This window comes from Azotobacter chroococcum, from assembly GCF_002220155.1.
In the GTDB taxonomy this organism is placed as follows: domain Bacteria; phylum Pseudomonadota; class Gammaproteobacteria; order Pseudomonadales; family Pseudomonadaceae; genus Azotobacter; species Azotobacter chroococcum.
Map to the genome: position 1 here is coordinate 2,751,374 of NZ_CP011835.1, position 23,365 is coordinate 2,774,738.

At 66.6% G+C, this 23,365-nt stretch carries 24 protein-coding genes; 4 read left to right on the forward strand and 20 right to left on the reverse strand.

From position 1 onward, the window contains the following. Window positions 1-342: 342 nt before the first annotated feature. Window positions 343-1,584, reverse strand: a complete 1,242-nt coding sequence (locus tag ACG10_RS12570) for a BRO-N domain-containing protein (protein ID WP_089168474.1) — start codon at window positions 1,582-1,584, stop codon at window positions 343-345. A 487-nt stretch (window positions 1,585-2,071) separates the two neighbouring features. Between ACG10_RS12570 and ACG10_RS23750 the strand changes: the two genes are divergently transcribed. The 3 genes from ACG10_RS23750 to ACG10_RS12580 all read left to right on the forward strand — a co-directional run bounded on the left by ACG10_RS23750 (window position 2,072) and on the right by ACG10_RS12580 (window position 3,870). Next, the gene (locus ACG10_RS23750) at window positions 2,072-3,169 is read left to right on the forward strand and encodes a hypothetical protein (RefSeq protein WP_157731452.1); all 1,098 of its coding nucleotides are present in this window, start codon (window positions 2,072-2,074) and stop codon (window positions 3,167-3,169) included. A 184-nt stretch (window positions 3,170-3,353) separates the two neighbouring features. Beyond that, window positions 3,354-3,599, forward strand: a complete 246-nt coding sequence (locus ACG10_RS12575) for a type II toxin-antitoxin system Phd/YefM family antitoxin (protein ID WP_089168475.1) — start codon at window positions 3,354-3,356, stop codon at window positions 3,597-3,599. Beyond that, window positions 3,589-3,870: a type II toxin-antitoxin system RelE family toxin gene (locus ACG10_RS12580; protein ID WP_089168476.1), complete on the forward strand. Its 282-nt coding sequence runs from the start codon at window positions 3,589-3,591 to the stop codon at window positions 3,868-3,870. The genes ACG10_RS12575 and ACG10_RS12580 overlap by 11 nt, the downstream gene beginning before the upstream one ends. A 61-nt stretch (window positions 3,871-3,931) precedes the next feature. On the opposite strand, the gene ACG10_RS12585 is transcribed toward ACG10_RS12580, so the two are convergent. The 15 genes from ACG10_RS12585 to ACG10_RS12655 all read right to left on the reverse strand — a co-directional run bounded on the left by ACG10_RS12585 (window position 3,932) and on the right by ACG10_RS12655 (window position 17,948). Next, window positions 3,932-4,324: a hypothetical protein gene (locus tag ACG10_RS12585; RefSeq protein ID WP_089168477.1), complete on the reverse strand. Its 393-nt coding sequence runs from the start codon at window positions 4,322-4,324 to the stop codon at window positions 3,932-3,934. Further along, the gene (locus tag ACG10_RS12590; protein WP_089168478.1) at window positions 4,325-7,615 is read right to left on the reverse strand and encodes a tape measure protein; all 3,291 of its coding nucleotides are present in this window, start codon (window positions 7,613-7,615) and stop codon (window positions 4,325-4,327) included. A 143-nt stretch (window positions 7,616-7,758) separates the two neighbouring features. Next, window positions 7,759-8,064: a hypothetical protein gene (locus ACG10_RS12595; protein WP_089168479.1), complete on the reverse strand. Its 306-nt coding sequence runs from the start codon at window positions 8,062-8,064 to the stop codon at window positions 7,759-7,761. Between the two features lie 242 nt (window positions 8,065-8,306). Then, on the reverse strand, window positions 8,307-9,059 hold the full coding sequence (locus ACG10_RS12600; protein WP_089168480.1) for a phage tail tube protein: 753 nt from the start codon (window positions 9,057-9,059) through the stop codon (window positions 8,307-8,309). A gap of 15 nt (window positions 9,060-9,074) precedes the next feature. Beyond that, a complete protein-coding gene (locus ACG10_RS12605; protein WP_089168481.1) occupies window positions 9,075-9,512 on the reverse strand; it encodes a hypothetical protein in 438 nt (145 codons plus the stop codon). A gap of 1 nt (window position 9,513) precedes the next feature. Then, window positions 9,514-9,783, reverse strand: a complete 270-nt coding sequence (locus ACG10_RS12610) for a hypothetical protein (protein WP_232487103.1) — start codon at window positions 9,781-9,783, stop codon at window positions 9,514-9,516. Window positions 9,784-9,814: 31 nt separating this feature from the next. Beyond that, on the reverse strand, window positions 9,815-10,822 hold the full coding sequence (locus tag ACG10_RS12615; protein WP_089168482.1) for a major capsid protein: 1,008 nt from the start codon (window positions 10,820-10,822) through the stop codon (window positions 9,815-9,817). A 58-nt stretch (window positions 10,823-10,880) separates the two neighbouring features. Next, the gene (locus tag ACG10_RS12620; protein WP_089168483.1) at window positions 10,881-11,228 is read right to left on the reverse strand and encodes a head decoration protein; all 348 of its coding nucleotides are present in this window, start codon (window positions 11,226-11,228) and stop codon (window positions 10,881-10,883) included. Between the two features lie 3 nt (window positions 11,229-11,231). Beyond that, window positions 11,232-12,356 carry a S49 family peptidase gene (locus tag ACG10_RS12625; RefSeq protein WP_089168484.1) on the reverse strand — a complete coding sequence of 375 codons (1,125 nt, stop codon included), beginning with the start codon at window positions 12,354-12,356 and terminating at the stop codon, window positions 11,232-11,234. 2 nt (window positions 12,357-12,358) lie between these two features. Further along, window positions 12,359-13,942, reverse strand: a complete 1,584-nt coding sequence (locus tag ACG10_RS12630) for a phage portal protein (RefSeq protein WP_089168485.1) — start codon at window positions 13,940-13,942, stop codon at window positions 12,359-12,361. 2 nt (window positions 13,943-13,944) lie between these two features. Then, window positions 13,945-14,157, reverse strand: coding sequence for a hypothetical protein (locus ACG10_RS12635; RefSeq protein ID WP_089168486.1), 213 nt, complete (start codon window positions 14,155-14,157; stop codon window positions 13,945-13,947). Between the two features lie 8 nt (window positions 14,158-14,165). After that, complete coding sequence (locus ACG10_RS12640; protein ID WP_089168487.1) at window positions 14,166-16,112, reverse strand: phage terminase large subunit family protein; 1,947 nt, start codon at window positions 16,110-16,112, stop codon at window positions 14,166-14,168. A 4-nt stretch (window positions 16,113-16,116) separates the two neighbouring features. After that, a complete protein-coding gene (locus ACG10_RS12645; RefSeq protein WP_089168488.1) occupies window positions 16,117-16,695 on the reverse strand; it encodes a terminase small subunit in 579 nt (192 codons plus the stop codon). Window positions 16,696-16,832: 137 nt separating this feature from the next. After that, window positions 16,833-17,606, reverse strand: a complete 774-nt coding sequence (locus ACG10_RS12650; protein WP_089168489.1) for a hypothetical protein — start codon at window positions 17,604-17,606, stop codon at window positions 16,833-16,835. A gap of 3 nt (window positions 17,607-17,609) precedes the next feature. Beyond that, entirely contained in the window at window positions 17,610-17,948 is a 339-nt protein-coding gene (locus tag ACG10_RS12655) for a phage holin family protein (RefSeq protein WP_089168490.1), read from the reverse strand. Window positions 17,949-18,095: 147 nt separating this feature from the next. Here ACG10_RS12655 and ACG10_RS12660 point away from each other — a divergent pair, with 147 nt between their 5' ends. Next, on the forward strand, window positions 18,096-18,983 hold the full coding sequence (locus tag ACG10_RS12660) for an EamA family transporter (RefSeq protein ID WP_089168491.1): 888 nt from the start codon (window positions 18,096-18,098) through the stop codon (window positions 18,981-18,983). Window positions 18,984-19,601: 618 nt separating this feature from the next. On the opposite strand, the gene ACG10_RS12665 is transcribed toward ACG10_RS12660, so the two are convergent. From ACG10_RS12665 to ACG10_RS12680, 4 genes are all read right to left on the reverse strand, one after another. Next, on the reverse strand, window positions 19,602-19,973 hold the full coding sequence (locus ACG10_RS12665; RefSeq protein WP_089168492.1) for a PA0613 family protein: 372 nt from the start codon (window positions 19,971-19,973) through the stop codon (window positions 19,602-19,604). After that, the gene (locus ACG10_RS12670; protein ID WP_232487104.1) at window positions 19,970-22,204 is read right to left on the reverse strand and encodes a VapE domain-containing protein; all 2,235 of its coding nucleotides are present in this window, start codon (window positions 22,202-22,204) and stop codon (window positions 19,970-19,972) included. The genes ACG10_RS12665 and ACG10_RS12670 overlap by 4 nt, the downstream gene beginning before the upstream one ends. Further along, window positions 22,197-22,718, reverse strand: a complete 522-nt coding sequence (locus tag ACG10_RS12675) for a phage regulatory CII family protein (protein WP_169531069.1) — start codon at window positions 22,716-22,718, stop codon at window positions 22,197-22,199. Before ACG10_RS12675 ends, ACG10_RS12670 begins: the two co-directional genes overlap by 8 nt. 339 nt (window positions 22,719-23,057) lie before the next feature. Next, complete coding sequence (locus tag ACG10_RS12680) at window positions 23,058-23,297, reverse strand: transcriptional regulator (RefSeq protein WP_332460659.1); 240 nt, start codon at window positions 23,295-23,297, stop codon at window positions 23,058-23,060. Between the last annotated feature and the right edge of the window lie 68 nt (window positions 23,298-23,365).

Below are 23,365 nucleotides of genomic sequence, written 5' to 3' on the forward strand. Positions count from 1 at the left end.
CCGCGCCTTGCCTGGCGGCATTTGGCGCGGCAACGCGGCTCACGCCAAAACGTCAACAGGCCCTAGCGGTGGGCGGCGATACCGCTGACGAATACGTTCGGGCTGGCAGCGACGGACGGGCGCGGTGGAAAGGCTCCGTGCCCGGTGCACCGATCGCCCAGGCGGGTGACGGCGGGCATGGAAATGTTCTCAAAGGAGCATCCCCGCGGGTGCGGGGAACGGCAGGCGGCCGGCGGCGAATTCGGCCAGGGCGTCGGTTCATCCCCGCGTACGCGGGGAAATTCCCTCGCTGCCGGCGACGGAGGCCGACCTGACCGGTTCATCCCCGCGTGCGCGGGGAAATCATATCTTGTGCCCCTTCACGCCAACGAATTTCTGGAGGCGCCGACGATCCTGCTCGAAGCCTTCTATTGCCTGGCGCGCATTGCCGACCATCAGCCGGATGGCCATGTCCATCTGGAGCATCAGGTTCTGATAGGAGCGCAGCTCGTAGAAGGCGCCATCGATGCGATAGCCGGCGTTGTGCAGCTTGTCCAGCAGGTCGCAGCAGGGGGAATAGTCGCTCGACAGCAGATCCCCATAGCCGACCACCAGATCCGGGCTGTTCGGGTTGTCGTGGCGGAACTGCTGCGGGTTGCGGGCCTTCCAGTCCTCGATGGGGTAGTCGATATCGAGCCGGCCCACCACCTTCGGCGCCTCCGGCTCCAGCAGCTCGCCCTCCAGCACGATGCGCGCCACCAGACTCACTGCCTCGGTGAACCGCTCCGGCGCGATCTCCTTGTAGCCGCAGCCGAACTTGGACTTGAGCGCCGACCAACAGCGCGTCGCCGCCCTACCCCGCTCCAGCTCGGGCAGCGCCTCGATGCGTGCCGCCACCAGCGCTTTGAGCACGCCCTGCTGCTCCCCGGACAACCCACCCGGCAATGCACGCGGTGCCGGCGTGCCGGTCACGAACTGCTCCAGCGTCGCCTCCAGCCACAGCCGCAGCGGCTCGGCCCGCGCCGGGCTGGCGTGATGCAGGGCCAGCTCCAGCCCGGCCCGGTCGATTAGGCTAAGACGCCGCTGGCCGACCTGCCGCTGCGCCTTGTGCTCGCTGCGCAGATGGCGAGTGAGGCAGTGGCCGTCGCGCATGTCCAGGGCGCGAGCCACATCGACGGCGACGAACCACAGCGCCGCGCCCTCGGGGACGATGCGGAACGGGCGGTCGTTGTAGGTGAGGTGGATGGGTTCGGTCGAAGTGACCGAACTGTTGGGGGCGGAGTCCTGCGCGCTCAGACCGTCCAGCACATCGAGCACCCAGCGACGGAACTCCTTGGCGACCTCGGTGCGAGCGAACATCGCCAGCAGGTGGGCGCCGCGGAGGGAGAAGATGCGGACCTCCTTCTGCAGATTCCCCGAGACGGTCAATTTGACCGTCTCGGTCATGCACGGGGTGAACTCGTCAGCATTGCGGCGGTAAATGCGGCTGATGGCATCCTCGCTGGCATAACCGAGTGCGCAGGCGATCTGCGCGCCTTGCAGCCACGGCTGGCCATCGCGGTCGGTGATATCGAGCTGGGTGTCGCGGAAGGTGAGCGCTTGCATGACGAAACTCCTACGAAATTGATGGAGTTCCGCGCCCATCCGCCAAGATGGGTGAGCGGAACCGTGCGGGTTGGCGGACCTGTCGTAGGGCAGGCGGAGCCCGAAAGCTCCCCACACACGGCCCGCCCATAACGGGTGTAGCCATGCTGCGGGCACAAAAAAACCGCTCTGACGGCGGTTGTGTCCGCCTACGAATCCGGGCCGCCAAGCCCAGGCTGCCGATTTGGCGGCAGCGGGGGGACCTTAGCGGGAGAAGCTGATGGGAGTCAACTGGGAGGCTGTCAGCGCTTTGAGGAGCCGACGAAGACGGGGCTACCTGGTGTATAAGGCCGACGAACGGTCATCAATGGACTTGAAAACCGACGTGCAAGCCGGAAGTCGGACGATGAAAAGGTATGCTGCCCCAATACCATTTTATTCGGTAGCGTACACATATGTAATTTCACTCAGGTGCACAAGTTTTCTGAGGCTGTATTCTGGAGCAACAATGGCAAGGCTTTGCATTTTTTGCGGCGAGATCCCTGAGGGGAAAAATAAAGAGCATGTGATTCCTCAGTGGTTGATAAAGGCGACAGGGGATCCTAGCAGGCAAGCAGTTTTCGAAACCGACTTCTGCCTAGCAAATGGAAGAAAAAGGCAGTTTGCTTTTGATCAGTTTACATTCCCTGCATGCGAAAGCTGTAACTCTGCCCACTCTGTCCTGGAGGATAAGGCGAAAGCGACTTTAGAGCGAATTCAGCGCGGGGATGATGTTAACGGGGAACAATTTTCGACTTTTTTGGATTGGCTTGACAAGATTCGCGTTGGTCTTTGGCTTGGCCTGCAAATGCTGGACAAGAACCCACTAGAAGCCAATCCAAAATTCCACATTGCAGATAGAATCGGACAATATGACAGGGGTGTAATAATTAGAAGATCTACATCTTCCAAGTCAAAAATAAACATGATGGGTATTAACTCTCCATCATTCTTCATAATGCCTAGCGCCTTTAGCTTGGTCATTGACGATCTTTATATAACAAACATCTCAACTGCGTTTCTTTGCTCTAGGCGATGTGGATTCCCCTATATCACCGACCAAGCTCTAGCACCGGATGACGCGGGCAACTTTGTGATCCATGGCGAATTCAAGCTTGGACAGGAAAGAGTTATGAGCCCAATCCTAAGAAGAGGGCTACCTAGTGATGCGAGAGCTTTCTTTCAGCCCATGTTTGGAGATCGCCTAAGAAGTGAAACCAACATCTATGAAAATGCATATGTCAGAAATCATAGCATTTGTTTTGATCGCGGGATTGGCAACATTTTTGAGCAGAAGAGCCATAGGTTTGTTGAGCACTCCTCGCTTGACAACTTCAAGGCCGCACCAACTGGCATCTTTCCGGATTACCAACTATTTTGCAGCGAAACCATTTCCATTTATGAGTGGCAGAATTGGCTGTACGAAAATTCTCCCCCAGTGAGCCCTCTATACAAAGATGAAGCCGAGGCTCATAAAAAAGTGGGACGACTGTTACGGAAGCAAAATCGAGATTGGATACAGCATACTCGTGGAATTATGAAAAAAATGGGTATTGAAGTCGTTTAAGCAGCAAGTAGGATAGACAACGGTGCAGCCTTGTCTACCGATGCCAACGGTGGGTAATCGCTGCGCGAGTTACCCACCCTGCCAGCTTCTCCATCAGCCACCTGAGGGACCAGCGGCCCCCTCGCTGTATTGCTTGACTCCGGCAAAAAAGACCAGAATAAAGACCTGAAAAGGAGTCTTTCCCATGCAAAACGTACTGGCCGACAAGGCCGTCAGTGTGTCCGAGCTGAAGAAGAACCCGTCTGCGGTGATCGGCAGCGCCAATGGCGGGCCGGTGGCGGTGCTGAATCACAACCGGGTGATGGGTTACATGGTGCCGGCCGAAGCGTTCGAGGCAATGGTCGAGCGGCTGGAAGACTTGGAGCTGGCCGAACTCGCCCGCTCTCGCGCCGGCGAAACACCCGTGCCGGTGAATCTGGATGACCTATAGCCTGGAGTTCCTGCCGTCCGCGCTGAAGGAATGGGAGAAGCTGGAGCACACGGTGCGCGAGCAGTTGAAGAAGAAACTGCGCGAGCGTCTGGAGCTGCCCAAGGTGCCGGCCGACGCACTGCGCGAGATGCCGAACCACTACAAGATCAAGCTACGCGCCTCGGGCTATCGGTTGGTGTACCGAGTGGAAGACGAGCGCGTGGTGGTGGTGGTGGTCGCCGTGGGCAAGCGCGAGCGCAGCGCGGCCTATGAGAAGGCGAAGGGGCGGTAAAGGCTGCGCAGCCTTGTCCATCGATGCCAATGGTGGGTAATCGCTGTGCGAGTTACCCACCCTACGCCGCCGGCGGGGCGACGGTGATCAGGCGCAGGTTCACCTCATAGGGCCAGTCGTCCGGCGGGGCGACCCGCCGTTCGAGCGGCACGGCCTCCAGCGCGGCGCCGTCGGCGCGGTTGAAGATCACGCTGAAGGCGCGACCGTCCGGCAGGGTCAGGGCCATGACCTTGTTCGGGATGTCGCGCAGTACTTCCAGCGAGCGCACCACCGACAGCGGGGTCCAGACCCCGCCGTTGCTTTTCAGGGTGATCGGGCGGCCGTAGAGCTTGACGCCCTCCTGAATCAGCAGCGCGCCGCTGACCGAGCGTTCCTGCTCCTGGGCCACGGCATCCCATTCGAACTCGTCCACCCATTCGAACTGGTCGTCCAGCTCCACCGAGTCGAGCATCATTCACAGCGTCCTCAGGCCGGCGTCGGCCAGTATGTCGAGCAGTTGGGTCTGCTGGCCCGCCGGCACCTGCACGTCGACCCGGCGCCCGCGGGGGCTTTCCAGGCGGATGACGGTAGCGGGCTGGGCCTCGGTCGTGGCCGGCGCCGGCGCGGCGGCCTGCTGTTGGGCCTGGGCCTGCTGCTGCTCGCGCAGGCGCCGGTTGGTGGTTTCCGCCTCGATTTCCTGCAGGGTGGCCAGCGCGCGACTGAGGTCCGCCACCGCCTGGCCGTTGCCGGCGGCACGGGCCTCGGCGCGCTGCGCCTCCAGATCGCGGCGGCGGTTGGCGAAGGCGCGCCGGTCGACCTCCTCCTGATCGCCGCGCAGCTGGGCCAGCTCGCTCTGCAGGCCGTCGAGGGTGTTTCGGCTGGAGTCGCCGAGCGCCCGCATCTGCTGCTCGGCGGCGGCCAGGGCGCTTTTCAGGCCGGACAGGTCGGAGCTGTCCAGCAGGCTCAGGCCACGCTGGGCGCGCTCGGCACGGCGGATGAAGGCCTCCAGGCTGATCGAGCCGTCCTCGTAGCCTTCCATCAGCGACTGCAGAGCCTTTTTCTGGCCCAGGTACGACACCTGCAGTTCGTGGCTGCGGATCAGGGTTTCCATGGCCCAGATGCCGGCGTTGGTGTGCGGCAGGGGCTTGGCCAGCTCGATCTTGAGAAAGGCCAGTTGCTCCTGGGCGCCGCGCAGGGATTCCCGGGTGGCTTCCAGGCTGCCGGTGTCGATCCCCCAGTCGACGTTGTTGATGCCTTGCAGGGCGTCGAAGGCCTTGAGCGCCGCATCGCTCATGCCGGCCAGCGGTTCGCGGGCCTGGCTGAGGATGCTGCCGAAGAAGTCCAGCCCCGCCCCGGCGTCCTCGGCGGCGCCGCCGATCCAGCGCAGGGAGCCTTCCGTCTCGGCGGACGCGTCGGCCATGTCGGCGGAGGCTTTCTCGACGCTGCGGCCGGTCGAGACGGCGGCCTTCTTCACCTCGTCCATCCGTTCGGCAAGGGCGGCCTGAGCCTTGGCGAAGTCCTCGGCGCTGATCGCCCCGTCGCCGTAGGCCTTGCGCAGGCCCGTGCGGATCTGGCTGAAGTCCACCTCGTTGGCCGCGCGACCGATCTGCCCCATGATCGACTCGAGGCTGGCGAACTTGTCCTCGAGGCCGGCGAACTCGCCGGCCGTGGCACCGGCCCCGCGCTGGAGCTGCCGCAGCTTCTCGTTGAGCACGCCGGACGCGCGGGCGTAGTCCTGCTGGCTGATGGCCCCGGACTGGTAGGCCTCGCGCAGGGCATCGCGCAGGCCGTCGAGCTTGGCGGTCGCGCTGGCGGCGTCGATCAGCTTGAGGGCTTCGGCCATGCTGCCGATGGCGGCCGTGCCCTCGGCGGCGGCGGCCACGGCAGCATCCTTGGCCTTCTTCTGGTTGGCGATCAGCTCGTCGGCATAAGCCTGGTCGAGCATGCGTTGCTGCTCGACCTTGGACTTGACGGCGGCGGTCTGGGCGGCGGCGCTCTCGGCGGCATGCCTGGTGGTCACGTCCCAGGCCGCCCGGATGTCCTTGCCGTCCTGCTCGATCTGCGCGGCGAAACCCTCGGTCAGACCGTTGAGCACGCCGCGGGCCTCGGCGATCTGGGTGCGCAGCGTGTCGCCGCCGAGTATGTCCGGCACGAAGTCGGCGACCTGTCCGAGGCTGCGCAGCACCAGGTCGGCGAAGCCGGTGACCGCCAGCCCGGCCAGCGACAGACCGGAGGTGACGCCGTTGAACAGGGTGCGGAACGGCGCCACGAACAGCTGGACGCTGGTCGTGGTCTGGTCGAGTTTGGCGCCGAAGTCGTTCAGCCATTTCGTGCTGTCGTCGGTCAGCTTCTTGAAGTCGGTCCCGAGCAGCTTCCTGCCGAACTCCTCGACCCGCCTGGCGCCGTCGATGAACGCCGTGCTGAGCGACTTGGCCAGCCTGTCCAGCCGGCCGTCGCTGTCCATGGCGCGGATCGTGGCGAGCAGCTCGTCGAGCTTGCCCTTGACGTAGTCCAGGGCGCCGGCCTGGGCGATGCGGTCGTAGAAGTCCTGGGCGGCGTTTTTCAATTGGCTGAGCTGGCCGGACAGCCGGGACATGGCTGAGAGCGCCTGACCCTCGGCGCTCTTGCCCAGCTCGGCGATCAGAGCGGCGATCAGAGCGGCGATCACGTCGCGGCCGAGCCGCCCCTCGGAGGACAGCTCCTGAAGCTGCGCGACCGTCTTGCCGGTGGCCTGTGACAGCAACTGCCAGGCCGGGATGCCACGCTCGACCAGTTGCGTGATTTCCTCCGCCTGCAGCTTCTCCTTGCCCCAGGCCTGCCCAAGCGCGATCACGATGCCCTGCAGGCGGTCCATCTCGCCGCCCAGTTGGGCGTTCTTGTCGACCAGCGCCTGCAGGCTGCCATCCATCGGATCGAGTCCGAAGCCCTTGAGCAGCGCGAAGGCATCGGTCACCTCCGCAATGGTCATCGGGGCGGTCTTGGTGAAGTCCTTTATCCAGGCAATGGCCTTCTCGCCCGCATCAATGCTGCCCATCAGCGACGTGATGCGGGTCTCCAGCCCCTCAATCTGGTCACCGGTCTTGAGCATGTCGACGATGCCGGTGCGGATAGCACCGCTCAGGCGACCGACCATGCCGATCGCCGCATCGACACCGACGAAGGCGCCGGCGAAGGCCAGCACCCGGCGGGTCGCGCCGTCCAGCGCTTCGCGCACGGCGGCCAGGCGAGAAGCGTGCTCGGCGGCGCCCCGGGCCGCCGCAGCTTCCTGCCGCTCCAGCTCGCGCAACTGCTGGGTGTGTCGAGCCAGGGCCTGCTTGCCGTCGTCCACCGCCTGGGCGAGACGGCGCTGCTCGTCGGCCAGGTTGTTCGTGTCGATGCCGGCAGCCCTGGCGGCCTGCTCCAGCTCGCCCAGCTGGGCGCTGGCCCGGTTCAGCTCGCGAGTGGCGCGGGCGGCCTCCCGCTCCGCTTCGCGCAGGGCAACGACCAGCCCCTCGCTCTCCGGGTCCTTGTCCAGCGCCTTGCGCAGGTCGTCCGCGCGCTGCTCGGCCCGCACCAGGCTGCCACGGGCCTGCTCGGCGGCACGCCCGGCGGCAGCCAGGCTGGCGGCCAGACCACGGGCCTCTCTGGCCTTGTCCAGCGCCGTACCGAGACGCTCGCCTTCCCGGCGCAGCGCTTCCAGGGCGTCGGCGCCCTGCTCCGCTGCGGGCGAGAGCTCGTCGCGCCCGCGCAGGACGAACTGGATCAGGCGGTCCTTGATGCCGGCCATGGGGTTTTCTCCAGGCAATAAAAAACCCCGCCGAGGCGAGGTTCCAGTGTTCGGGATGCTGTCATCCGATCGGTAGTAAAGCCTTCAAGCCAAGCCGTATCGGTTCATTTTTGGTTGCGAGGCTCAGCGAAACGAGTCCTTCATCAACTCTTGTCGCCCTCCTTGACCGCACCTGAAAGACCGCGAAGGGTCGCTTGCCGGTAGCCTCCCTCCAGAAGTGGCTGGCTCACTTCCAAGGCTTGGCAGGCTTTCTGCCCGGCGGTGATCAAGTGATGGCCGACGTCCTCAGCTTGCGTCGGACTCAGGCGAACCTCGACCGGGCCTAACCAGAGGACGACCATATTCTCCTCGACACAGACTCGGACACTGTAGTCGGCAACCATGCCGCCACTGAACAACCCAGCTGCTTGATAGTTATCCGTTCCAGTCAGCAGGTACAGCTTGTTCATAGTTCCTCTCCTCGAACTGTTTCAACGTCTCGTCACCAAACCATAACGGAAGCAAGAGCTATAAAGCACAGCAATCGTTCATCTTTACAACTATCGGTTGAATAGCTGCTGTTCGATGCAGAAAGCCGACGTTACATCGGCTTTGGCTTATGGAGCCTCCGCTTGTTGGGGTAGCCTTGACGGTTCGCTGCGCCACCCCACAGCTTGCGAATCAAATCCGCCTCACTCCTGGCCTATCCCCATCACGCCACCTTCTTCAACAGCTGCATCTCGCAGAACTTGGAAATGCCGGGCTCGGTGACCAGGTCGTCGGCCAGCAGCTCGGCCGGCGCCTCCAGACGCAGGTACTCGGTGCCGAGTACCGGAATTTCGCTGGCAATGCCGAATTTGACACGACGGGCGCGCAGGGCAAAGGGCTCGCCGGACTGGGCGTCGTTGAGGCCGGCAATGTACAGCTCCAGTTCGACCTGGGAGCCGGCCAGCATCTGCACCGCGTCGGCCGCCAGCTTGGTGTAGGTGGCCTTGATTCCGGCGGAGGTGATCAGGCTGTCGGCCAGGACGACGATGCCGTGCGGGGTCAGCAGGTAGTCGGTACCAGCGGCCAGCGCGGCATCGGCCGCGGTGACGACGGTGACCGGCTGGCTCATATCCGGCAGGCTCTTGAACGGGACCAGCTCGCCCTCGACCCCGGCGCAGCCCAGCGCCTCGGCAGTCACGGTGCCGGCGGCGATCTCGGTGATCACCGCCTTGGTGACGCGGGCCAGGTTGGTGGCGGTGATGTCGAACATGCCGATGGTGGCGGTGACGTCGGTCACCTGCTCGCGCACGTTGCGGTTGCCGCCGCCGCCGCGGTAGTTGGGCAGCGTGGTGCGGTTGGTGGCGAACGACAGGTTGAAGGTGTCGCAGTTGCCGATGTCCAGCAGCGGGTCGGCGGACTGGTAGGCGCGGGCGTAGACGATGCCCTCGCCCACGAAGGAACGGTCGATCTGGCTCATGGAAGGCTCCGGGGATTACTTGAGCGGTTGGATGTAGGTGATCTGCAGCGGCATGACGTGCGCGGCCCAGCGCCGGCCCTCGCCGGGTGGCATGGGGCTTTCCGGTTGGAAGGCAGCCTGTTGCACGCCGGTGACGGTCAGGCCGGCCTTGGCACCGGGCAGCGCGACCTTGACGGCCAGGCGCGCCGCGCGCAGGGCCGGGGCGAACTGGCGGCGGCGGGTCATGGCGGTGATGTTGAGGGTGACGCGCTCGCGCACGCTGCCCTGGCCGATGCGCTCGACCTCCTCGGTCTGGCCCGGCTGGACGACGATCAGGTCTTCCGGCAGGGTTTCGTCCTCGGCGTCGAGGATGCGCAGCACGCTGTCCTCGAGGACCAGGGCGCCGAACTCGGACACGTCTGCCAGGCGCGCGAGCAGCTCCGCGACGATGGCGGATTGCAGGTCGATGGGCATGTCAGGGCACCACGTAGAAGGTGATCAGGTGGCCGTCGTCGCTGGCAATGCCGTCGATGTGCCAGGTCTTGCCGTCGAGCAGGAGGGCGCCCTGGCGGTCGAGGGGCTGCAGCAGGTGCTTCCGGACGGTGAGGGTGACGCTGCGGTCGAGGGCGCCGCTGGCGAGGTCGAGGCGCTCGACGTTGCGGTCGAGGATCAGCTCCAGGCCGCTGGCCAGCACGACGCCGGCCGCGGACAGATAGTCGCCCTGGCCGTCGTTGAGCGACGCCATGACGGCTGCGTCTATTTCGGCGCCGAACATCTCAGGCCTTGGTCAGCTTGATGATCGCCCGCGGACGGGTGCAGATGGACAGCGGGTTGGACTGCGCTTCCAGGTCGATGCCCTTGTTGTGGGGCAGCGGCTCCTGGCTGGCGTAGAACTTCTGCCCCATGGTGTTGACCGTGTCCATGTAGTCCGCCGGGGCGTACTTGGTGACCAGGAGGCCGTCGACGCCGAGCGGGATCAGGTAGGCGTCGTCGCTGCCGATGAACTCCACGCCGCCGACCTTGCCGTAGAACTCCTGCCACTCGACACCGCCGAACTGGAAGCCGGTCGGGCGCAGGTCGTTGCGCAGGAACTGGCCGTCCTGAAAGCGATCCCAGGCGTCGGTGGTGGACGTGTGGCCGGTGAAGGCATCCCAGAAGCCTCGGCCGCACACGGCCAGCCAGCCGCTGATGATGCCGCTGTCGGCGATGGCGTCCTCGGCCTTGCGCTTGGCCTCGACGATCTTGGCGAGCACCTTGGTGGTGTCGTTGCCGAGCGCCATGGCGTGGCTTTGCTGTTCGATGCCGAACTGCTGATGCAGGTCGAGCAACAGGCGCTGGCCGTCGGCATCGTAGATCTTGCCGGTGACGGCGCCGGCCCGCTGGAAACGGATGGTCGCCTCGAGACGGCGGCGCTGCTTCAGCAGGCGCTTGCCGACCAGCCCCATGACGGTTTCCAGCTCGCTTTCCGAGCCGAAGGCGCGGACGCCCTGCACCTCGTCGGCGCGAATGGTGGAGCGGGTCGGCAGGTGCAGGGTCCTGAACGGGACGGCGTCGCGCTGCGCGCCGGTGGTGACCCCGGCGGGCGCGCCGCGTTCGCCGGCCGGCACCAGGGCGAGGCTGTCGTTTTCGCGCTCGATGAACACGGAGGTGGTGTTGACCCCCTCCTCCTCGAACAGGGAATCCAGCAGCGCCGGCACGCGCTGGCCCTCCGGGCTGGTGTTGATGGCGTTGGTCAGGCTGACGGCGCCGAAGGCGTCGCCGTTGAAGATGTCGAGGCTGGGCATGTGGCTCTCCTGAAACGAAAAAACCGCCACGCGGGCGGTTTCGGAATGGGTGCTGGGGTTAGCGGACGACGATGCCCAGGGCGAGCAGGTCGGCGGTGGCGTCGGTATCCAGTCCGGTGAGCTTGGCGCCGACCACTTCGGCATCGCGCATCACGACTGCGGCCGGCTGGGCTGCGGCAGACACCGGCGCGGCCGCGTAGAGGATGGCGACGGCGGTTTCGGTGCCGTCGGTGGCTGCGGCGCTGTAGGGCGCATATTCGCCGCTGGCGGTGACCTTGCCCAGCAGCTGGCCGGCGGGCAGAGCCACGGCGGTGATGGCGAGGGTGACCTCTTCGCGGGAGCGCTGGCCGTTGGACTCGCTCAGCAGGAACTCCGCGGTGCGCTTTCCCTGGGTCAGGATGGTCATGGCTTAGCCTCCGATCTTCTTCATGGTGCGGCTCCAGGCGGCCGCGCTGTTGGCTGTGTTGGCGGCGCCGGCAGCCGGCGGCGTAGCCGGAGCGGCGGCGGTGGCGTCGCGCTTGATGGCGGAGAGGTTGATGCCGCGGTCCTGGGCGGCCTTGAACAGGGTCAGGGCAGTGGCCTCGACGGAGGCGCCGCTGTCGATGCCGTCGACGTCGACCGGCTCGGCGGCGGCGATCTGGATGGTCTGCGGATCGGTGCCGGCGGCGATGGCCGCCTGCAGCTCGGCCGTGGTGCGGACGATGGTCATGCTGGGTTTCCTCTGGGTGGCGGCCGGGCTGGCCAGTTCGGTGAGCAGGGATTCGAGCGAGCCGAGGCGATGGGCCAGGCCGGCATCGACGGCGGCAGCGCCGACCTTGAGGCCGCCGAAATCGCCCATGACGGGCACGTCCTCGGGGTCGACGGCGAGATTGCGGGCGACCTTGGCGACGAACACCTCGGCCAGGGCGTCGATGCTCTTGGCGACCTCGGCGCGGCCCTGTTCGGTGTCGAGATCCGGGCGCTTGTTGGGCGCGTTGCTGCTGGTGATCGTGTAGCGCTTGATGCCGTCGGCCTCCTTGCGGATGGCCACCTCCACCACCACGCCGATGGAGCCGAGCAAGGCAGTGTCGTCGACCACCACCTCGTCGGCCGCGCTGGCGATCCAGTAGGCGGCGCTGGCTCCGGTGCCGCCGACGTAGGCCTTGATCGGCTTCCTGCCGCGGGCGGCGTGGATCATGTCGGCCAGCTCGTTGATGCCGGTCGCCTCGCCGCCCGGGCTGTCGACGTTGAGGACGATGGCCCGGACCTTGGGATCGTCGAGGGCGGCCTGCAGGTCGGTGGCCAGCTCCTGGGTGCTGGTCGCCCCGCTGATGCGGGTGAACAGGTTGGCGTAGCGCATGATCGGCCCGGTGACCGGAATCACCGCCACGCCGTCGCGCAGGCTGACGGCGCGAGTGTTGTCCAGCGGCTTGCCGAGCCGGGCCTCGAGGGCTTCGGGGTCGCCCTGACGATCGGCGATGGCCATCAGGGTGTCGAGGGCGTCGGGCAGCATCAGCCAGGGCCGCGAGGCGGCCAGCTCGAAGGCGCGGGGCATGGTCATTCCTCGGCGGGTTGCGGGGGTTCTTCGGGTTGCGGCGGCGCGTTGCTGAGGCCGTCGCGGCGGCGCTGGTCAAGCTCGCGCTTGCGCTGGCGGTAGATCTGCTGCCAGGTCTCGCCGGTCATGGCGGCGGCCTCGATGGTTTCGTTGCTGACGCCGATCTCGATGCGCTTGCCGGCGGCGTTGGCCTCCTTCAGCTCGTCGATGGCGCCCCTGGCCGGGCCGATCCAGATCGCCCGGGTGTAGGCGCGGCGAAGGGCCGGATCGCCGTAGCCGGGCGCCCGGATGCGGCCACGGGCGACGGCCTCGTCGATCAGTAGCTCGTAAGAGGGCTGGCAGAAGTCGCAGACCAGCCACCAGCGGCGCATCTGGTAGGCGCGCCAGGCCTGCAGCATGCCGGCCCGGGCGGCGCTGTAGCTGCTGGAGTAGTAGAGCATCAGCTCTTCCATGGGCAGCTCCAGGGCGGCGCCGATCTCCTTGACGATGCTGGTGAAGAACGGGTCGAACTGGGCATTGGGCCGCGCCGGGTTGGCGATCACCGGCTCCTCGCCCGGCGCCAGGTCGACCACGGCGCCCTCGCCCAGCTCCACGGGCGGCTGGTCGAGGGCGTCGTGACCGCCCGTGCCGTCGCCCAGGGCCGACAGCGGCAGGTTGCCCTGCTCGAAGGCCTCCCCCTTCTTGAGGAACACGGTGAACATGGCCGAGATGATGGCCGCCATGAGCTCGGCGCTGCTGTAGCGCTCCAGCTTCTGCAGGGGCTCGAGCACCGGCGCGAGGTACGGGGCTCCGCGCTTCTGGCCGGGGCGGTCCTTGTCGCACCAGATCTGCAGCACCCGGCGGCGGCCCGTCTCGGCGCCGAAGACCGGGATACGCTGCCATTCCAGCAGCTGGCCGGCGACGGGCTCGCCCGGATAGCCGGTGCAGATGTGGAAGGCGACCGGGGCGCCGTGCGCGTCGAACTCGACGCCATTGACCAGGTTCGTGCTGTCGGGCATGCCGTGCGGGTTGCCGACCCGGTCGGTTACGATCAACTGGATGCGTGTGCTGTAGAGGGTTCCGGGGCGCTCGATGTCCGGCGTGGTGGCGAAGGCATCGCCGCCGACCAGGGCGGAGACCAGGGCCAGCGCCTGCAGTTGGTAGTGGTTGAGCGTGGCCTCGGCGTCGCACTCCAGCGGGTTCTCGGCCCACAGGGTCCATTCGCGCTCCAGCTGGGCGTTGAGCCGCTCGCCCTCCTCCTCGTCGATACCCAACGCTTCCCAATCCACCTGCGGCCGGCAGATGAGGCCGGTGCCGACCACGCTGGTCCGGTTGCGGACGATGGCGGCGCGGGCGATCAGGTGGTTGCGCATGGCATCGCGCGAGCGGGCGACCAGGGTGGAGCGCTCGGAGGTGTTGAGGTCGCGGCGCGGGCTGCCGAGACCGGGCACCCAGCTGGCCATCGAGCGCAGCACGCGGGAGGCGCCCCGCCAGCGGGTTTCCACCCCGCCACCGCCGCCCTGGGCGCTCGGGCGCAACTGCTGGCCGGCGAGCTTGACGGCTTCGGCCAGCAGGCGCTCTTCGGGAGACTTGCGGAACAGGCCCATGGTCAGATCTTCACGTAGCTGATGCGGTTGCGGGCGCCTCGCTGGGCGAGTTGCTCGGCGGCGACGTCCCTGACGTATTGGGCTTCCAGCGCGCGCAGGGAGCCAAGATCGGCGCGGCGCAGTTCGCGGCCATCCTTGCGGACGGACTGGCCCTTTTCGAGGATGTCCTTGATCGCCGCCCGGACGTCGGCCAGGCGCTGTTGTGCTTCGGTCATGGGGTGCCTCAGTAGGTGGCTTTGCTTCGAGTGCCTCGACGAGGCATCAGGCGGCGTGGTGGAACTGGCGTTTGCGCCTTTGGCGCGGGCTCTTCCCCGGCCGCCGACTGCTGGGTGCGCTCGGCGAAAAGACTGCCCTGCGACACTGCCGAGCGGAGCTTCGCCCAGTCCTTTTCCTGATAACGATGCAGGCCGATGTAATGGGCCATGGCCAGGTTGTAGACCAGCAGGTCGAGCGCCTCGTTACGGTCGGCCTTGCCCTTGACCCACTCGATGCGCTTGTGGCCCTTCACGTAGCGGGCGATCTTGCGCTCGGCGACGGCCTGGTCGTAGAAGTCGTCCGGCAGATCCTGCGAGAAGTGGATCGCGCCGGGACCTTCGCCCAGGCCATAACGGTTGTAGATCCAGTCCTTCGCCGTGTCGGTGCCGATCATCCAGAGTTCGGAGCCGCCCTTGTGGACGGTTCCCTTCCAAGTGACGTCGACCTTCGAGGGGCGCTGGGCAATGACCGGACGTCCTGGCCGGCTGGCCCCGCGGATGGCCAGAACATTTCGCCAGCGGCGCAGACGGGTGAACTGGTAGACCTCGTCGGTATGGTGGCCACCGGAGTCGATGGCGACCGCACAGATCGCCAGCTCGACACCCGAGTCGTGGTGGTAGCGGGCCTTGAGCTTCTCGTCGAGCAGTGCCCAGGTGCGCTCGTCGGCCGGATCGCCCATGACGACCTGGTGGTCGACGACCCAGCGCTCCATGCCCTCGCCCCAGCCGATCACCAGCAGTTCCAGGCGGTTGTGCTGGGTATCGACGGCCGCGGTGAGGATCAGCGCGCCCCGGGGGGCGCTGCCGAGCGGGTAGTCTTCGGCGCGGGCCTTGAGCTCGCTGGCCTTGGTCATCTCCTGGGCGGCATCCCACAGGCGCGCCAGGCGGGTGTTGTAGAACACCTGCATAGGCTCGAGGTCGCCCTTGTCCTGGGCGGCCTTTGCCTTGTCGTATTGCTTGGCCAGGCCGAGCCAGCTTACCCAGCCCAGCGGGGCGTACAGCGCGTTGAGGGTGAAGCCGACGGTCTCGCCGTCGCCTTCGGCATGGCCACGCCATTCCCCACGGGCCAGCATCTCGCCCTTGTGATGCTCGTCGATCAGGCAGCCGCAGGTGCAGCAGAGGTACTGCACCAGGCTGTAGTCGTCGCTGTACTTGAGGTTCTCCCACTCCAGGGTCTGCATCTCGCCGCAGTGCGGGCAGGGCACGTAGTAGTGGCGCTGGTCGCTCTGGGTGAACAGGTCGGCGATCCGCGAGGCGCCCTTGATGGTGGGCGAGCTGGAGAAGTAGATCTTGGCGTTACGCCCGAAGGTGCTGGCCCGGGTCTCGGCCAGTTCGATCGGGTCGCCTTCGTTGTCGACGTCGACGTCCCAGCGGTCGACCTCGTCGCCGTAGATGTAGCGCGCCGCCAGCTCGGCCAGGTTGGAGGCGGAGCCGGCGGTGGTGGCGTACAGGGTGCCGCCCTCGAACTCCTTGGTGTCCATGGTGTTGCGCGAATCGCGCGAGCGCGGCGAGGCGACCCGTTCGCGAAGCACCGGGGTGGCGTCGATGGTCTTGCCGACCCGGCCGCTGACCCGCTTGGCCAGGGCCAGGCTGGGCAGCAGCATGAGGATGTTGGCCGGGGCCATGTGGATGCAGCCGCCGATCCAGTTGAGGGCGATCTGCGTCTTCATCAGCTGCGAGGCGACCATGGTCACCACGCGCTTGGCCGGGTGGCTGGGCGAGAGGCAGCGCATGGGCTCGCGGGCGTAGGGGGTGCGCTCCGTGCGGTACGGGCCGGGCTCGGCGGCGCCGGTCTCGCGGGGGATGCGCATGTATTCGTCGGCCCATTCGTCGACCCAGAGTTCCGGGTCGGGCTGCAGGCCTCGCAGGTAGGCCGAGCGGTACTGCTCGGCACCGTCGGCATACCGTTGGTTCATGGCGTCAGCTCGGCGGCTTGATGGCGTGTTCGAGGTCGGCGGCGCTCAGGCGGTTGGCGTCCTCGAGGGCGCGGCGCAGGCCGGCGGTCAGCCGACGTTCGAGCTCCCAGGGATCGCTGATGGCGGCCAGCTCGGCGCCGATCTGCTTTGGCAGGCCGAGCAGCAGGTCGCGCAGCAGACGGCCGGTGGCGAAGGCGGCGTTCTCGACGGCCTCGCGCTCGACCAGTTCGCCGTCGCTCTTGCGGGCCTCGTTCTCGGCGAGACGCGCCAGGTAGTGCTCGCGTCGGGCGCGGGCTTTCTGGAAGTCGATGCCCTCGTCTTCGGAATCCGGCGGCGACTCCAGTGGCGGAGCGGTGGGTATCAGGTGGGCGGTCACGCCACGCTCGACACGCTCGCGCTGATGGCGTTCGGCGACGCCAGTCTTGCTCGGATCGGCAGTGCGCTGCAGCAAGGCTTCGGTCGCTGCGACGTCGACCTTGCCGTCGGCCGTCATGGCCAGCCGGCCCTGCTTGGCCAGCTTCGAGACGTAGGGCTTCGACCAGCCCTTGTGCGCCGCGAATTCGGACTTGCTCAGTGCAATCATGACGACACCTGTTAACTGTTTACCGGCAATCGTTAACCCGTTAACCCCCGTTAACTAACTTCCAGACCCAGCCGCTACCGTGTAAACGCGGTTCGAATTACCCGTGTAGGGGGCCGGCCCCGGGGGAGGACCCACTCTCACCGGGGCCAAGCCTGCGGCCGGCGCCTGAAATTGGTCGGCAGTCTGCCGGCCAAGGCATCGGTGACGGCCTTGTCGACGTTGGTCGCCAGCCGCTCGTCCACCACGCGCCGGACGATCCCATGGAAGTCCAGCCGCCGCCGGTAGCTGGGCTGCCCGACAAAGGCCAGGACCATCTGCATGGTCCTGCCCCGCCGCTCCGCGATGCCGATCGGCACCTTGCCGCGGCGCATAACGAAGAACGCCCTGGCGTGCCCCTTGCGGAACGACCGCCAGTTGTTCGAAGCGTCGCCCGTATAGCCCGGCCGGTTCAGCAGCCGCAGCCCCGACAGGATCTGCAGCATGTGCCCCCGGCTCATGTTGCCGTAGGCATCCAGACGCGCCCCCTCGGCCGGAACGACGAACCGCCCGGCCGGCAGGATGCCCCGCCGCCTGAGCAGCATCTCGCTCTTCTTGTCGACGCGCGGCCCGCCGAACACCTGCGGCGCGACCCAATCCTCGGGGGCCTGGCCCTTGGCGTTGTTGTCCTTGTCGTCCTTCACCCAGATCGCCGCCTCCAGCGAATCGGGCCTGGCGTTGAGGATGCGCAGCGCATTCAGGGTGAACAGCGTCGGCCGGTCGAACACGCTTTCCATCTCGGCCCGCAGCGCGATCCGCGCCTGGTTGGCCGTGTGGTTCAGCGCATCGGCCAGCGCCCGCTTGGGCAGATCGCCGGCCAGCCGATCCAGCGCGGCGAACGCCTCATCGAGGCCGGAACGACCGATCGAGAACACGGCTCACGCCTCCCGATCCGCACGCGGCAAGTCGCCCAGCCCCGCCCGCTTCGCCAACCACCGCGCATACAGCCCGCCGGCCACATCCGCGCCGATCACCCCGACCACGATGCCCAGCCCGCCGGCGATCAGGTGGTTGCCCCACAGCGCCACGGCGAACAGCATCGAGGCGATGCCGAGCAGCGCCGAGGCAGAGAAGCGCAGCACCACCCGCAGCAGGATCTGGCCCAAGGTCAGGTTGCCCCGGGACGCCCGCAGCATCTCGCCGGACAGTCCGGCCATGGAGATCAGAACCAGCATCCAGAAAGGCATGTCAGCCAGCGTGTGCTGCTCGGTCGACATCCGCGCTCCTTACCGATCAGACGGAAATGAAAACCCCACCGAAGCGGGAACGGTCGCATCGGCACTTGCCCTGGACGGCCTGCCAGCGGACTTGACGCCCGAGCGAATGAGCCAGACCCTGTGCCGTTTTTGCACGCGGGTCTCTCTATGCTCTGGATCCCCTTCACCCTGGCCGCCGCCTTCACCCAGGCACTGCGTAACGCCCAGCAGAAGCAGCTCAGCCGCGAAGTGAATGCGCTGGGCGTGACCCTGGCGCGCTTCATCTGGGCCTTGCCGCTGGCCGTGCTCTACCTGGTGGTGCTGTACGCCAGCGCCCCCGCCGAACTGCCGCAGTTCAGCGGCCGTTTCGTCTTCGACGTAGCGGCCGCCGCCTTCGCGCAGATCTTCGCCACCGCCCTCATGGTGCTGCTGTTCCAGCGCCGCAGCTATGCCACGGGCGTCGGCCTGGCCAAGAGCGAAGCCTTGCTGGCCGCGGTACTGGGCTCGATCTTCTTCGGCGCCCTGCTCGGCCCGGTCGGCTGGCTGGGCGTCATGGTCGGCTCGGTGGCCGTCTGGCTGATGAAAGGGCGCAGCGAACCCGGCACGCTGGACCTCGCGACCCTGCTGCTGGGCCTGGCGAGCGGCTTGTGCTTCGCCCTGACCACCCTGTGGGTGCGCGATGCCTGCCACCAGTTGCAGCTGCCCTTCATGCACACCGCCGCCTGGGCGCTGGTGTGGACCATCAGCATCCAGGTCGCCGCGCTGACCGGCTGGCTGGCCCTGCGCGACCCGCAGACGCTGGGGAAGCTGTGGAAACGGCCCTCGCTGGTCTTCCGCATCAGCCTGTCCAGCTCCATCGCCTCCCTGTGCTGGTTCACCGCAGTCAACCTGGAAGACGTCGGACTGGTGAAGACCCTGGGCCAGATCGAGGTGTTCTTCACCCTCCTGCTGTCGCATCACTGGCTCAAGGAGCAGGTCTCCCACCGGGAAAAACTCGGGCTGCTGCTCATCGTCGTCAGCGCCGTGCTGGTCATCCTGCCGGCGCTGTCGACCTGAACCCAGGCCGGCCGCAGTAATAGGTGCCGGCTTGCGCCGGCGCGGTGCTGGTGACCAGGGCGGGGAACCCAACAGCACCGGGGAAACGAAAAACCCGGCGCGATGGCCGGGTTTGCTGGATCGGGTGAGGCGCTTGCTGCGCTTGCACCTATACAAGAATGACGACTTTTTACCCCTCGATTCCCATGGCAGCAAGCCCTTTTCACTGCCATACCCTCAATATCCCTGTTACGTCCGGCGAACGTCCCCTGTACGTCGGTAATTCTCCCTGTCTGGATTTCGCTTTTTCCTTTCCACCCCATTCGTCCTATTCGAGAAAATCAGATAGGGCACCACAAATTATTGATTTATATAGAAATGTCCCATGTCCCATTGATATCTGAAGTCTATATATAGGGGGGGTGGTGGGAAATACACGCTGCGCGCCTGCGCGCATTTGCTCGTGCGCATACATGCGCGGGCGTGTATGCGATGGGACACGGGACAAGCCCACTAACGGCGAGCCCTGCACTTGTCCCATTGCCTTTGGCGCAATGGGACAGACGGGACAGGCACAGGCGCAACGAGGCGCCGGCTCGTCCAGACCGATGCCCCCGAAGGCGGAAGACGAGCGCCCCCTCACGCCGCCCTCCTCTTCACCAGCGCCGCCCGCACGTGCTCATGCGCCGTCCCCAGTGCCCGGTAGTAGGCACTGGTGCCGGAATAGCCCAGCGCCCGCGCCTTCTGGGCAGGCGTGCTGAGCGGGTTGCGCAGGTAGTGCTCGTAGACCAGCCGGTTCAGGTCGTGCCGCAGGGCGTTGACGATCAGTTCGGTCACCGGGAAGCGCGGGTCGTCCAGCCCGCGCGAGCGCTTGGTGGCCGGAATCACCACCCCCTGGCTGTCGATCAGGGTGCCGATGGTGCAGCGAACGTTGCCGGGGCCGGGGAAGGCCTCGCGGATGGCCCGCTGCTTGGCCCAGCCGTGCAGCAGCTCGTCGATCTCCTTGATCAAAACGCCGTCTCCCTGGCCTTGGCCGCCGCTTCGGCCGCCTCGGCGGCGGCCGCCAGCTTCCAGCTTTCCGGCCGCCGATAGCCCCAGGGGCGGATGCCGCTCTTGCGCGAGGCCGCCAGCCGCTCCCGTCGCCAGCCGAGGCGCTGCATGATGTGACCGACGCGGATCTGCTCCGGCCGGCCCCAGTGGCCATAATCCAGCTTCAGGGCATCCTGCAGGATGCGGTCGGAGGTGACGGTCTCGCCCGAGGCCGGGTCTTCGAGCCATTGGCGGATCGGGTACTCCCAGGCATCCACCGTATAGCGGGCATCCTGCTGCTCCGCGAACTGCTCGGCCTCTTCCCGTGCCACCCACCAGCCCTCGCCGGCCTGGAAGCGGAACACCGCCTCGGCCCACAACTGGTCGCGCAGCTCGCGCAAGGCCTCCAGCTCCACCTTCTGGCAGGTCACCGGCCAGTAGCGGCGGTTGCCGGTGGTGTCCTTCAGGTACTCCTCCTGGTTGGTCGTGCCGGCGAAAACACACTGGCGTGGCACGTCCAGCACCCGGCGGCCGTAGCTCTCCCGGTAGGTATCGACGGACGCCGAGAAGAATTGCTTGGCCCGCGTCGACTCGGCCTTGTTGAAGCTGTCCAGCTCGCCCAGCTCGACGATCCACTTGCCGCGGATCACCTGGAAGCCGTCCTTGTCGCCCAGGTTGAACGGCGTATCCATGAACCACTCGCCGCCCAGGATCGACAGCGCCGTGGACTTGCCCGCGCCCTGCGCGCCCTCGAGGATCAGCACCGCATCCGCCTTGCAGCCCGGCCTCATCACCCGCGCCACGGCCGAGATCAGCCAGCGCTTGCCCACCTTCATGCTGTAGGGCGACATCGGCACCCCGAAGATCAGATGCAGCCAGCTCTCCAGACGCGCCACCCGGTCCCACTCCAGCCCCTGCAGATACTCCCGCACTGGGTGGAACGCATGATCGTTGGCGACCACGCTGACCGCCTCGACCACGCTGGGCGCCTTCACCCGCAGGTTGTACTGCTCGGCCAGCCACATCACCACCCGCGCATCGTCCAGGTCGCTCCACTCTCCCGTTTCGCTGCCATAGGGCGGCGAACGGCGCTTCACGATCTTCGAGCTGAAGGCGTTGTAGCCGATCACCCCGGCCCAGCGCTCGTCGTTCCCCAGGATCAGCGCCACATTGAAGGCATGGGCGATCAGCGCGCCGGATTCGCTGCGCTGCAGCTTGTCTTTCCAGCCCCCGGCCGCAGGCGGGCGAACCACCGCCAGCACCTGCCGGCGCACCGCATCCAGCCCCTCGGCGACGTGCAGATCGTTGAAGTCGGTCCACTTCTCCTCGCGCCCGGCGCCGAACACCGGCACCACCGCCTGGCCGCCGAGGATGGTGGCGGCATTCGAGGCCTTCTCCACGCCCGGATTCCACGGCTCGCCGTTCGGGCGGGTGGTCTTCCAGTCGTCGTCCGCGCAGAAGATCAGCGGCCGGCCGGGAAACTGCTCCCGCATCGTCTTGCCCACCGGCAGCAGGTTGCCCGCGTCGAAGGTGATCGCCACGGCACAGCCGGTCGCCATGTGCAGGCTTGCGCCGGTGGCGTAACCCTCGCACACCAGCAGCGGCTCGCCCGGCTCGGGATGCGGGCCGATCAGATGGAACGCCCCCTCCTTCGCCATGCCGGCCGGCCAGTAGGTCTTGTCGCGGCCCAGTTGCTCCTGCTTCTGCGGGTAGATCACCTGCAGCCCAGCCAGCTCGCCGCGGGCGGTACGCATCGGCACCAGGACCGCTCCGCTCCTCGGCGCATAGCGCACCCCGAAGCCGACCACCTGCTTGCGCTGCAGATAGGCGCTCGCGCCCTTCTCCGCCATCCTCGGCCACAAGGCCGCCGCCCGCCTGGCCGCGCGCCGCGCAGCGTGCTGTTGCGCTTCCGCGGCGCGACGCTTGGCCTCCTCCTGGCGGGCGCGCATCAGCTCGCGCTCCTCGTCGGTCAGCCGCACGCCCTTGACCTTGATCTTCTCCGACGCCCCCAGACGCCAGTTGCCGTAGGCGCCGAAGATCAGCGTCTCGCCCTGCTCGGTCCGGTACTCGTGGGCGATGTACCAGCCCGTGCGGGCCTTGCCCTTGTCGCCCTCGGCCTTCACCCGGGTCAGCTTGCCGAAACAAAGCGGCAGCTCGACCGCCAGGCCGAACTGCCGGAACTGCTCCAGAACGTCATCCATGCGTTCAGCCATGGAATCCCTCCACCGCCCGCTCCAACATCCGCTCCAACGCCAGCAGCGCGCCCTGGGTGCGGCGCAGGTGCAGCTTGCACTCGGCGAACTCCTCCCGGTCGATGCGCCCGTCGTCGGCCAGGTGGCGGGCGACCGAGTCGGTCAGCGCCGACTGGCGCTGCAGGGTTTCCCCCACCGCCTTCAGCACGCCCGGCAGGGCCTTGTCGTGGTCGAAGCCCTGCAGCAGCTCGCGCAGGTCCACCCAGGCCGCGTCGCCATAGGCCTCCATGATCGAATCCACGATGCGCGGGTCGCGCGTGGCGGCGATCACCTCCTCGATCTCGTCCGGATTCGGCGAGTGGGTCGGCTGGGTCGGGCTCATCTTGTGCTGGAGGGTGGTCGGGTTGCGACCGTAGATGGCGGCAATCGCCGCGGCACCGCCGGGGAAGTCCCGGCAGGCGTGGTACAGCGAAAAGCGCAGCGCCAGAATCTCGCGCTGCGCCCGCTCGGAGCGGCCCGAATCGGCTCGGCTCATGGCAGTAATCCCCAAAGTCTGCCAGTGCCGCGGCGCAGGGGCTCTGGTAAAGTCGCGCCGTGGTCACTGAAAGGTGGTCGCATCGGCAGGCGGTTGCTCTGTGGTGGAAATTCCGCCTGCCACCTCTGTGGCGAGGCGCCCGCTCCGCGAACGCCCCGCCCCTACAGCCAGCGGCTCTGTGGTGGAAAGGCTGGCAACCCAGGGCATCCGTGCCCTGGTAGGTGCCCGAACCCGACGTGTGTATTGGTGTGCTCCCGTCAGGCTCGACGCACCGCCCGACGCCCTTGTGGTGAGGGCGCCGGGCAGACCGGGCGGCTGGTTAAAGGCCGCCCGGTTTTTTTATGCGGCAGCGACCGAATCGGTCGGCACCGGGAAAAGCTCGGGTAGATCGGGGCGCAGCTCGTGGGCCTGAACGGCGCCCTCGGTGGCGCGGACCACGGCGGGGACGCGCTCGGCGGGAACGCCCCGCTTTTTCCATTGAGAGACAGCCATCGGGCTCACCCCCAGCTTGCGGGCCAAGGCTCGTCCGCCACCTGCGGCCCGGATCGCTCTCTCCAAGGCTGAATCGCTCATAAACATTCCGATTATCGTGGGAACCTGCGTACACCTTACGTTTATTTATACGGGATGTCTCCCCCCGTAAACTC